This window comes from Bacillus sp. PDNC022, assembly GCF_016919285.1.
GTDB lineage: Bacteria > Bacillota > Bacilli > Bacillales > Bacillaceae > Bacillus > Bacillus safensis.
The window spans coordinates 991,608-1,003,867 of the sequence record NZ_CP070345.1 but is presented as its reverse complement, the minus strand read 5'-3'; the positions used below and the strand labels follow the sequence as shown (position 1 = coordinate 1,003,867).

The window sequence follows — 12,260 nt, the reverse complement described above, 5'->3', positions numbered from 1 at the left end:
CATATCGGCAGCCTTGCATATCGAGAAAAAGAGCGATAAGATAAATATAGAACATTTGTTCTGTTTCGCTAAAACCATCATATGATTGCAGTTGGCTTATGAAACAGTCTTGTTTATAATGGACTTCTAGTTCTGATTGCAGAATATAGAATGATTCTCATAGCTGTGCAAAAGAGCATGTATTGGTGAATTACACATGCATGGTGATGATGCAGCTTATTAAAGTGGAAAGTAATGAGCAGCATGATCATCATTAAAATCTAGAGAGATCATTTGATGATTAGCCGGTTATGTTTGTTAGTGAAAGGGGATTAAGCATTTGGTTAAAAAGCAGCAAGTAGATTATAACGATGATTCTATTCAGGTGCTAGAGGGACTTGAAGCGGTCCGTAAGCGTCCAGGGATGTATATTGGATCTACGGATTCACGCGGTCTTCATCACCTTGTCTATGAGATTGTAGACAACTCTGTCGATGAAGTGCTCGCTGGCCATGGAGATCATATCATTGTCAAAATACATAAAGATAACAGCATTTCTGTCCAAGATAAAGGACGAGGAATGCCTACTGGTATGCATAAGCTTGGAAAACCGACACCTGAGATCATTTTAACGGTCCTTCATGCAGGCGGAAAATTTGGTCAAGGCGGATATAAAACAAGTGGTGGACTTCACGGAGTTGGGGCATCTGTTGTGAACGCGCTGTCAGAATGGCTCACTGTCACAATTGAACGTGACGGGTATATTTATCAACAGCGCTTTGAAAACGGCGGTAAACCTGTCACATCACTTGAAAAAGTCGGAAAAACGAAAAAAACGGGAACACTGATTCATTTTAAGCCGGACCCTACCATGTTCAGTGTCACGACCTATAATTTCGATACATTATCAGAGCGTTTAAGAGAATCTGCCTTTTTATTAAAAGGGTTAAAAATAGAGCTGATCGATGAACGGCATGATGTACAAGAAACGTTTTATTATGAGACAGGTATTGAGGCCTTTGTTGCTTATTTAAATGAAGAAAAAGATGTTCTAAGTGAAGTCGTCTCATTTGAAGGAGAGCATCAGTCCATCGAAGTAGATTTTGCTTTTCAATTTAATGATGGCTATTCGGAAAATATCCTTTCCTTCGTTAATAACGTCAGAACAAAAGATGGCGGAACACATGAGTCTGGTGCCAAAACGGCCATGACGAGAGCCTTTAACGAATATGCACGTAAAGTGGTTCTTTTAAAAGAAAAAGACAAAAATTTAGAAGGCACTGACATTCGTGAGGGACTGTCTGCTATTATTTCTGTCAGAATTCCTGAAGAGCTGCTTCAATTTGAAGGACAGACAAAAGGAAAGCTTGGGACAAGTGAGGCTCGTTCAGCTGTTGATGCTGTTATTTCTGAAAAGCTTGCGTATTTCCTTGAAGAAAACCGGGAAACAGCGACTCTTCTTGTGAAAAAAGCGATTAAAGCGCAGCAGGCAAGAGAAGCTGCTAGAAAAGCCCGTGAAGAAGCGAGGAGCGGCAAGAAACGGAAAAAGTCTGAAGCAACACTGAGCGGCAAATTAACACCTGCTCAATCTAGAAACCCAGCAAGAAACGAACTATACCTAGTTGAGGGTGACTCTGCGGGCGGGTCAGCAAAACAGGGGCGTGACCGTAAATTCCAAGCGGTGCTGCCGCTGCGCGGAAAGGTCATCAATACAGAAAAAGCAAAGCTTGCTGATATTTTCAAAAACGAAGAAATCAACACCATCATTCATGCAATCGGTGGAGGCGTCGGTGTCGATTTTAATGTAGAAGACATCAATTATGACAAAATCGTGATCATGACAGATGCGGATACGGATGGAGCGCATATTCAAGTGCTTCTCTTGACATTCTTCTACCGCTATATGAAGCCGCTGATTGAGCATGGCAAAGTGTTTATTGCACTTCCGCCTTTATATAAAGTCAGCAAAGGCTCAGGGAAAAAAGAAATCATTGAGTACGCATGGTCTGATGAAGAAATGGATGACGTATTGAAGAAAGTTGGAAAAGGATACACGATTCAGCGCTACAAAGGGTTAGGTGAAATGAATGCCGACCAGCTATGGGAAACGACAATGAATCCAGAATCGAGAACACTAGTCAGGGTCAAAATTGATGATGCTGCACGTGTGGAACGCCGCGTCACAACTCTTATGGGGGACAAAGTAGAACCACGCCGTAAATGGATTGAAAAGAATGTCGCCTTTGGACTTGATGAGGAAAGCAACATTCTTGAAAATGAAAACTTGTCGCTAGCTGAGGAGGTTTAAACATGGCACAACAAGAACGATTTCATGATTTACCATTAGAAGAAGTAATCGGCGACCGGTTTGGCCGCTATAGTAAATATATTATCCAAGACCGTGCACTTCCAGATGCACGTGATGGACTAAAACCTGTACAACGAAGAATTTTATATGCGATGTACGCAGAAGGAAATACGCAGGATAAAAACTTCCGTAAAGCCGCTAAAACCGTCGGTAATGTGATTGGTAACTATCATCCGCATGGAGACTCATCTGTTTATGAAGCGATGGTGAGAATGAGTCAGGAATGGAAAGTACGAAATGTGCTGATTGAGATGCACGGGAATAACGGAAGTATCGATGGAGATCCGCCTGCTGCCATGCGTTATACGGAAGCAAGGCTGTCTGCCATTGCTTCAGAGCTTTTAAAGGACTTAGACAAGGAAACAGTTGAATTCGTTGCAAACTTTGATGATACAAGCAAAGAGCCAGTTGTATTACCAGCGATGTTCCCAAACCTTCTCGTAAATGGATCAACAGGGATTTCAGCAGGTTATGCCACTGATATCCCGCCGCATCATCTTGGAGAGGTCATTGATGGTGTCATTAAACGAATTGAACAGCCGCATTGTACGGTTGAGGATTTAATGACGGTCATTAAGGGGCCGGATTTCCCAACAGGCGGTATCATCCAAGGTGTCGACGGTATTAAGAAGGCGTATGAAACAGGAAAAGGGAAGATTATGATTCGCGGAAAAGCGGAGATTGAAACCATCCGCGGCGGACGCCAGCAAATCGTGATCACAGAAATTCCTTACGAAGTGAATAAAGCCAATCTTGTCAAAAAGATGGACGAGTTCCGAATTGAAAGAAAAGTAGAAGGCATTTCAGAGGTCCGAGATGAGACAGACCGTACTGGGCTTCGAATCGTAGTAGAGCTGAAAAAAGAAGCAGATGCAAATGGTGTGTTGAATTTCTTATATAAAAACTCAGATCTGCAAATCCCATATAACTTTAATATGGTAGCGATACATAATCGAAGACCGACCTTAATGACACTCACAACTATATTAGATGCATATATTGCCCATCAAAAAGAAGTGGTGACGAACCGTTCAGCGTACGAGCTTCGAAAAGCGAAGGAACGCCACCATATTGTCGACGGCTTAATTAAGGCACTTTCCATCTTAGATGAAGTCATTGCCACGATCCGCTCCTCTAATGATAAGCGAGATGCAAAGAACAACTTGATGGTGAAATATGACTTTACAGAAGCACAATCAGAAGCGATTGTTTCACTCCAGTTATATCGTTTAACGAATACAGATATTACGCAATTAAGAGACGAAGCAAGAGAGCTGGATGTGCGCATAGCAGAGCTTGAAGACATTTTAGCGAATGAGAAAAAGCTGCTGAAGGTCATAACAAACAGCCTGAAAAAGCTCAAAAAGACATATGCTGATGAGAGAAGATCCGTCATTGAGGAAAAAATCGAAGAAATTAAGATTAACCTTGAAGTGATGATCGCATCAGAGGATGTTTACGTCACAGTCACGAAGGATGGTTACATCAAACGGACAAGCCAGCGCTCCTATGCTGCCTCTAACGGTAAGGACTTTGGTATGAAGGATACTGACCGTTTGATTCATCAGTTTGAAATGAATACAACAGATGTTCTTCTGCTGTTTACGAATAAAGGAAGCTACATTTATTGTCCTGTTCATCAGCTGCCAGATATACGCTGGAAAGACATGGGGCAGCATATTACGAATATCATTTCGATTGATCGTGAGGAATCAATCCAAAAAGCCATTCCAATAAAAGAATTTGATGAAACGTCATATCTTTTATTCTTTACGAAAGGCGGAATGGTGAAGAAAACAGAGCTTCTTCAATATAAAGCGCAGCGTTATTCGAAACCGCTTGTCGCCTTAAACCTAAAAGGTGACGATGAACTCGTAGATGTTCATGTCACAACAGGACAGCAGGAATTGTTTATTGCAACGAAAAATGGTTACGGTTTGTGGTTTGATGAAGAAGAAGTAAGTGTTGTTGGTCCGAGAGCGGCCGGCGTCAAAGGAATCAACTTGAAGGAAGGGGACGAGGTAGTCTCTGGCCAGATCATTGATCCAAAGAACGATGTCCTTGTGCTCACGACACAAAGAGGGGCTGTAAAGCGAATGAACCTCTCTGAATTTGATAAAACATCAAGAGCAAAACGCGGAGTTCTTATGCTAAGAGAATTAAAGAAAAACCCGCACCGTATTGTGGCTGTAATTGCTGCAGCACTGCACGATACACTTGAGATAGATACAGAAAAGGGGACAACGATTCCACTTGATATCTCTACTCTCAGAGCAAATGACCGCTATAGCAATGGATCATTTATTGTAGATGAGGAAGAGCAGGGAGAAGTCACTCATGTCCTTCTGACACCTGAATCCGCCTCAGATGACAATAAATAAGCAAACGAAAACCCCCTGCGACTGGGACTGACCCCATAAAGCGAGACAAATAAAAACACCTTTAAGTTGAAAATCGGGTATAGCATACCTGAAAACAATTTGGAGGTGTTTTTGTATGGGAAAAAGAGTTAGTTATCCAATTAGCATAAAAGAAGAGGCCGTTCAAATGAGATTAGCAGGGATCCCGACAAAAGAAATCATGGACAAGCTAGGAATTAAGAATAGGACACAAGTAAAAACGTGGATGAAATGGTATCGTGAGGGTGAAAACCATCGGTTTCATCAACCAGTTGGGAAGCAGTATTCATACGGGAAAGGACCTGAATATCAAGATGAGCACGAGAAGTTAAAAACAGAAAATCGTTTTCTAAAACAACAAATTGACATATTAAAAAAGTATATAGAATGGGAAAGGAAGTGAAAAAAGAAGCGTTAGTGTCGATTTACGAGACCGTAAAAAATCAAGTAAGTATAAGCGCATTTTGTCAGATGTTTGAGCTTGCAAGATCCTCATTTTATCGATGGAAAAAACAAAACCATCAGCCAAAAAAACAGAAACTAATCGAGTTGATTTCATCACTTTGTGAATCATATCAATATACGTACGGTTATCGTAAAATCACAGCTCTCTTGCAGAAAGAAATGAAAATGAATCATAAGACGGTACAACGTATTATGCAAACCTACGGTTTACAGTGTCGTGTGAAAATGAAAAAGCGTAAACAGACCGGTCAACCCTATTACATTGCAGAAAATCACTTAAAACAAGATTTTTCTGCCACGAAGCCATTTGAAAAACTGGTGACAGATATAACGTATCTGCCATTTGGGCAAAAAACACTTTATCTATCCAGCATAAAAGATTTATATACTAGTGAGATTGTGGCTTATACGATTGGTGATAAACAGGATGTATCTCTTGTTTTAGAAACATTGAACCAGTTACAGACACTGCCTAAAGGCTGCGTACTTCATAGTGATCAAGGTTCAGTCTACACGTCATATGCTTATCAAAAGGCGATAAAAGAAAAAGGCATTACAATGAGCATGTCCCGTAAGGGAATGCCCGCTGATAATGCCCCCATCGAATCCTTCCACTCCAGTTTAAAATCAGAAGGATTCTATCTCCACCACCTGACAAAGACTACAACAGCCATTGTAGAAAAAACAGTCAGAGAGTATATTGATTATTATAACAATATCCGAATTCAATTGAAATTAAACAACCAGTCACCAAAAGAGTTTCGGCAACTGGCTGTTTCATAAAGGTGTTTTGATCCCTGTCTCAAAATCGGGGGTCAGTCCCACTGGCAGGGGGTTTCTTTTATATACGGGTCATTTAGCTCTCGTGGTTGCCAAACATGCTTGTAATGGCGTGCACTACTTCAATTCCTTGGTAGACGAAAAGAGAAAGTGAAGTGACAGAGAATAGACCTAGAATGAAAATTCTTAAGAAAAATAACATCGTGTAAAACCTCCCAATTTTTGTTTTGATTTAGATGGTTGGGTTAAACACGAGCTTGTCGGAAATAAGAAGATTGATAGAACACTGCAAGTAAATGCTTCTTTTTCCGGTCAAATCGATCAGTATGAGTGATGCGTGCAAATCCAGCTGTCATGCTGCCAATAATCAGCAGTGCTGTAAATGCGGCAAATACTGCGCTCACATGTTTTTGTTTCTTTTCATCGCCCATTGTCTGAACGATTTTCATTTCATGTGATTCTTGATCGGCAACCACCTTTGCATGATGGTATACCTGAACGGAATGAGGCATTGAGAACAAATGAAAACTTGCAAGTGCTATGAATAAAACACCTAATTTTAATAGCATATTTTTTTTCATTTTTCTCACCCCTTCCTGGTTATTTTCATGATCTTACCACGTTTTCAGTTATTTGAAAAGTCTTATTTTTTTACTTTCCCTCTTTAAAAAAGCGATAAACATCAGGACATCTATAGGACTGTTTCACTTCATGAAAGGTTTCAATTTTATTTATTAAATTTAAAAAAAGTGCCATGATCAAGGATCAGACACGTTTAGTGAGTTTGTAATGAATGTGGTTTTGCTACAGATTTTGTAAAGATTCCTGCAATACATATGGCAAATAGAACAAAGATAAAGGCATGAAGCAGTCCTACTTGATTGGCAAGCAGCCCTAAAATAGGAGGGCCGGAAAGGGAGGCGGTGTAACCAGATAAGGTCACAATACTGACGCGTTTGACAGCGTACCGGCTATCATCGCCAGCTGCAGAAATGGTCAGCGGGAAGCCTAAAGATGCGCCAAGTCCCCATAAAAAGATCGATATCATACATACAACAAGTGAAATCTTCAAAATAACTAAGAATAGGCCGGCAGCTGCTGATAAAATCGCAACTCTTAGTAACAATACTCTGCCAAAGCGATCGATCAAACGTCCACTGATCAATCTGCCGCTAATCATGCCGCACAAAAACAAAGCATAGATGACCGTACTCATGGAATGTGAAACTTGGTAGCCATCCACCATTGCAAGTGGAATCCAATCATTGGCCGAGCCTTCGACAAACGCAAGACATAAGGCGATCATCGCAAGAGATATCGTTCGTTTGTTCAGCCATGCCATTTGAGTAGACTCAACTGTATCGGTCTGCTTCTCATGCTGATCCTTTCCTGTTCCATGCGGGATAAACCGTGTACAAATCAATATACTGAGGAAGAATAGAAGGGCGATAGCGAGAAGGTGTATCAATACAGAAACCCCTAAATGAATAAAAAGAATACCAGCACCTGCTCCAATTAAAGTCCCAATGCTAAAGGAAGCGTGCAATATAGGCAGAATGGTTTTCTTGATGCTGTACTCAATCTCTGTTCCTTCTAAGTTCATCGCCACATTGCACATGCCAGAGCCTGCTCCAAAAAGAAAAAGACCAGAAGTGACGACAAAGATAGAAGAGAGCGTTGAACCAATGGCAAGAGTAGTGAATCCAAAGAACATCAAAAAAGCACTGATCACAATCGCCACTCGGCCGCCTTTTTTTCGGACGAATACATTTGAAAGAACAAGTCCAACAATTGAGCCAACAGATAAACCGAGTAAAATAAGTCCCATTGTTCCTGTGTTTGCTTGTAATAAATCTCTAACTTCCGGTGTCCGTGAAAACCATGTAGAAATGGAGATTCCAGACATCGTAAAGATCACAATAATTGCTTTATACCACTTTAATTCCATCTAATCCCTCACATTTAAAGATGTATATGTTATTGAACAAATCTACTCGATTATAAATGAGACTTGCTGATTCGTAAATAACAGGAGGGAGGAACGTAATGAAAAATGTTAGCCAAATGAAATTTCTTTTGTTGAGAGGTGAAATTGCTGGGTACAAATTGAGATTGATGAGCATTTTTGCAATTGTACTGTTAGATGAACGTATTGACATTAGAATGTGATTGAATTTGGCAAACAGTCGCAATCGAACAATCAACTGGCGCAATGCAATAATGAACGATTGACTGCAATGCTCATGGCATCTAGCGCTGTGAATGTTTATGGCGGTGAAATCGTGCGAATATCATAAAAACATTTAGATGAATCAATTTAATTAATTTTTTCTTTTCTGTCTCAATAAGATAAGTATACTTAGTTTTGAGACAAGAGAAATTCGTTTGTAGTTTAACTTCCTAGAATATATATTATGTAAACTAAGAAATGAGAATACATACTTTCGGACATGTATCAGATTCCCCTTCCTTATTAAATTAAATTGGTCGTAAAGATCCTCCTGAGAACCTTTACGACCAATTTAATTTGTCTCATTCATTCCATTATTCATCCAGCCATTAAAATCCTCAATAATAACATTTTCTTCTTTTGAAAATAATTTTGTAGAGTCTCTCAGATCTACAATATGCTACAGCCCATGTTTTATATCCATTTGTATAAGTGAAATCATCACAAAATCATTTAACAACAAAAGTTAGTTAATATCCTGCTGTTTAAAATCTTGTTGTTCAACATTTTGGCGCTTATTCTGATATCCTACGTTATTATTACCCCAAAGGTTCTCGTAATCCCATCCTGTTAGCGCTTTCAAAACACTTCTTGTTTCATCATCAGCCTGTTCCATTGAACCATTATCCTTTAACCTATTAATTTCATTAATCATAATGGAATGAGTTTTCTTAGATAATTTAAATCTAAATGATATAACTAAACTAATACCGACTAGCCCTACAGTTCCGAAAAACAGAATACCTACAATCCCATTTATTGCTGTAGTAGACTGTGTCGTCGCACTTGCAACGAATCCACTTTCCTGTAAAATAACTCCTACCAAGAATGTGGCTAAAGCTGTAGTACTCTTGCGTGTAAAAGTCATAATACCTGCAAATATTCCTTCTCTTCTTTTACGTGTGACCATTTCATCTACATCAGGAATGAAAGTGTAAATATTCCATGGTATATAATATAATCCACTCTTTCCGATTCCTAAGATAACAGAGAAAGCATACAGCGCTATAACCATATAAGTTGGTTGTGTGAAGTATAAAAATATATAACCACTTATACATGTAATAATAGCAATATAAGATATTCTCAAAGATGGCGCAGGACCTATTTTAATCACGAGCCAACCAAACAATATTGTACATAACATTTGAAGTAATGAACCAATAGATAATAAATCGGCTGCGAGCACTGCATCTTTATTTAAAGAAAACACAACAAAGTAGACAAAGACAGCGTTTAAAATATCCATGGCCGTAAACGAACAAATATACATCGTGAGGTGCTGACGGAAACTTCTAATCCTAAGAGTAGATGTTAAGTCAATGATGAATTTTTTTATGGATTCTATAGCAGGTACTTTTTCTACACCATCAGGTTCTATCATGTCTTCTTCTATTTTACGTTCCCATGTTGTTCTATGTGTAATTAATAATGAAGCCATAAAAATAAAGGTGAAGATAATCCCATTGTAGAGAAAAACTTGCGGCGAATCTTTTCCGAATATTTCGAATAATCTGCCTGGAATAAAGGTAGCTAAAAATGTTCCTAGTCCTGAATAGATTAATCTTATTGTTGAGAGCTTGGTCCGTGCATTAAAATCATTCGTCATTTCAGCTCCAAGTGTTTCAAATGGAATTAATACCATTGCTGCAAGGAATTCTAACAAAATATAAACCGTTAAATAGTACCAGTAATTCATATCTGAAATCCAAAGAAGGGAATAAATAACCATCAAAGGGCTTCCAACTAGCAAAAAGAATCTGCGTCTTCCAAATTTTTTCCCAAGTTTTGTACGACCAAAATTGTCAGTGATATGGCCCATAAGTGGGCTTGCTAAAGCATCAATAATACGAGCAATTGCAATAATAGATCCTGCTTCAACAGGGGTAAGACCACAGTATGTAATGAAAAAATATAACATCCATGCGCCTATTATAGCGAATGCTCCCCCTCCAAATAAATCCATTGTTCCATAACCAAGATAATTTTTGAGTGTTAGTTTCCTGCTCTCAGTCCGCATTCTTATTTCTCCTTTCCAAGCCTACTTATAAATTTTTAAAAAAACATATAAAGTAATGATGTATGACAAGGAAATATAAAAATATTAAACACCTGAATACGCCATAAAACCTCCATCAACAGGAATTGTCACTCCGGTCACAAATGCTGACATATTATCATCAACAAGCCATAATAAGGTACCAAGAAGATCTTCTGGCGTACCAAACCTTCTCATTGGTGTGTTCGAAATAATCTTATGAGACCTTTCTGTATAACCTCCTTCTTCATTTAGGAGAAGGTTTTTATTTTGTGAGGTTAAAAAGAAGCCCGGTGCAATAGCATTTACTCTAATTCCTGCCTCAGCCATATGAACAGCTAACCATTTTGTGAAATTTTCAATTGCTGCTTTTGCCGCGCTATAAGCAGGCACTTTGGTCATTGGAGAAGGAGCACTCATAGATGACATGTTGATGACAACTGCTCCCTTTTGATGAACCATATGTTTAGTGAAAATTTGTGTAGGAATGAAAGTCCCCATAAAATTTAAATCAAATACATTTTGCACACTATCTGTACTTAAATGAAAAAAAGTATTTAACTCAGGATTAGTAAGGTCTTCTGTTTGAAATATTTCGTTGGTTGTATTTGCACTTGAGTGGTTACCACCAGCTCCATTTATCAATATTGTACACATGCCTAATTCCTCTGTTACAATCTTCTCGGCTTGTTCAACACTATCTTTATTCATCACATCACATTTAATCGCAATCGCTTTCCCGCCCATAAGGTTAATTTCTTCGGCTACCTTTTCACCCTTTTCGACTGTTCTATTTAAAATAGCCACAGACACGCCATGTCTAGCAAGTTCCTTAGCCATGGCGCTGCAAAGTACTCCACTCCCTCCTGTTATGACAGCTACTTTACCTTCTAAATTTTTATTTTCTTGTCTGTTTACCATGTAGCTTCCCCCTTTGCTTCTTTTAGTTTTAAAGCATCCCAAGCTCCCCACAAATACATAATTCCAAGTGCTCTATCATAAAGACCATATCCAGGCCTGCATTGTTCATCCCAAATGTGTCTTCCATGATCGGGTCTGCAATAACCTTTGAATCCGCTTTCATAATAAGCATGTATAATGGCTGAAACATCTACTGATCCATCTTTTGATCGATGCGATGTTTCAACAAAGTCCCCGTTATCATATACACGTACATTTCTTATATGAGTAAATGGTATTCTATCAATAAATTCGTGAATCATAGAAACTAAATCATTTTCTAAGTTTGCTCCTAAAGATCCTGTACAGAGCGTTATACAATGATATGGGCTGCTATTTAGTTGTAAAATTTTTCTGATGTTTTTTTGGTTCGTTACGATTCGCGGTAGACCAAAGACAGGCCAAGGTGGATCGTCAGGATGAATAGCCATTTTAATATCATGAAGTTCTGCAATTGGAATAACCTGATCTAAAAAATATTTCAAGTTGGCCCATAAATCATCTTCTGTTATATTTCTGTAGGCTTCAAAAAGTTGGTGAAGGTGATTTAACCTCTCTGGTTCCCAGCCCGGCATGGTTAAACTGGAATTCTCACTAATTTTATTTACTAACTCTTTCGGATCAATATCTTTAATTCGACTATGTTCATAAAATAGAGCTGTAGATCCATCAGAAAGTGTTTTATTTAAGTCTGTACGGATCCAATCAAATACAGGCATAAAGTTATAACATATGACTTTAACACCCACCTTTGCTAGCTTCTGAATTGTTTTTTTATAATTTTCTATGTATCGATCTCTAGTTGGAAGTCCGAGCTTAATGTCTTCATGAACATTCACGCTTTCAACCACTTCAATATGAAGGTTATGTTTATCAGCTAATTTTTTCATTTCTAACATTCTTTCTATTGGCCACTCTTCTCCTACGGGCACATCATGCAGTGCCCAAACAATTCCTTCCACTCCTGGAATCTGCTTTATTTGTTCCAGTGTGATCGTGTCGTTTCCTTCTCCAAACCATCTAAATGTCATCCTCATCTAC

The 12,260-nt window shown here is 38.8% G+C and carries 10 protein-coding genes; 4 read left to right on the top strand and 6 right to left on the bottom strand.

Translation table 11 applies throughout. The features are described from left to right. Positions 1-319: 319 nt before the first annotated feature. The 3 genes from parE (at position 320) to JVX94_RS05215 (ending at position 5,994) form a co-directional block, all read left to right on the top strand. On the top strand, positions 320-2,287 hold the full coding sequence (gene parE / locus JVX94_RS05225; protein ID WP_095408620.1) for a DNA topoisomerase IV subunit B: 1,968 nt from the start codon (positions 320-322) through the stop codon (positions 2,285-2,287). A gap of 2 nt (positions 2,288-2,289) precedes the next feature. Then, positions 2,290-4,728, top strand: coding sequence for a DNA topoisomerase IV subunit A (gene parC / locus JVX94_RS05220; protein ID WP_095408621.1), 2,439 nt, complete (start codon positions 2,290-2,292; stop codon positions 4,726-4,728). 115 nt (positions 4,729-4,843) lie between these two features. Continuing rightward, positions 4,844-5,994, top strand: a protein-coding gene (locus JVX94_RS05215; protein ID WP_205183496.1) for an IS3 family transposase whose coding sequence is annotated in 2 segments (ribosomal slippage) — positions 4,844-5,117 and positions 5,117-5,994 — 1,152 coding nt in all. Because the reading frame shifts where the segments join, the coding sequence is not laid out codon by codon here. 73 nt (positions 5,995-6,067) lie between these two features. Here JVX94_RS05215 and JVX94_RS19680 read toward each other — a convergent pair. From JVX94_RS19680 to JVX94_RS05205, 3 genes are all read right to left on the bottom strand, one after another. Further along, complete coding sequence (locus JVX94_RS19680; RefSeq protein ID WP_254966705.1) at positions 6,068-6,193, bottom strand: hypothetical protein; 126 nt, start codon at positions 6,191-6,193, stop codon at positions 6,068-6,070. Between the two features lie 43 nt (positions 6,194-6,236). After that, positions 6,237-6,572: a hypothetical protein gene (locus tag JVX94_RS05210; RefSeq protein ID WP_142944916.1), complete on the bottom strand. Its 336-nt coding sequence runs from the start codon at positions 6,570-6,572 to the stop codon at positions 6,237-6,239. Positions 6,573-6,766: 194 nt separating this feature from the next. Further along, positions 6,767-7,939 (bottom strand): MFS transporter, encoded by a 1,173-nt coding sequence (locus JVX94_RS05205; protein ID WP_095408623.1) that lies wholly within the window; start codon positions 7,937-7,939, stop codon positions 6,767-6,769. A gap of 98 nt (positions 7,940-8,037) precedes the next feature. Between JVX94_RS05205 and JVX94_RS19675 the strand changes: the two genes are divergently transcribed. Then, entirely contained in the window at positions 8,038-8,160 is a 123-nt protein-coding gene (locus JVX94_RS19675; protein ID WP_275891460.1) for a hypothetical protein, read from the top strand. 527 nt (positions 8,161-8,687) lie between these two features. Here the strand turns inward: JVX94_RS19675 and JVX94_RS05200 are convergent. From JVX94_RS05200 to uxuA, 3 genes are all read right to left on the bottom strand, one after another. Beyond that, entirely contained in the window at positions 8,688-10,241 is a 1,554-nt protein-coding gene (locus tag JVX94_RS05200; RefSeq protein WP_095408624.1) for an MFS transporter, read from the bottom strand. Positions 10,242-10,325: 84 nt separating this feature from the next. After that, on the bottom strand, positions 10,326-11,180 hold the full coding sequence (locus JVX94_RS05195; RefSeq protein WP_197197902.1) for an SDR family oxidoreductase: 855 nt from the start codon (positions 11,178-11,180) through the stop codon (positions 10,326-10,328). Next, a complete protein-coding gene (uxuA, locus tag JVX94_RS05190; protein WP_095408626.1) occupies positions 11,174-12,256 on the bottom strand; it encodes a mannonate dehydratase in 1,083 nt (360 codons plus the stop codon). The genes JVX94_RS05195 and uxuA overlap by 7 nt, the downstream gene beginning before the upstream one ends. Positions 12,257-12,260 lie beyond the last annotated feature (4 nt).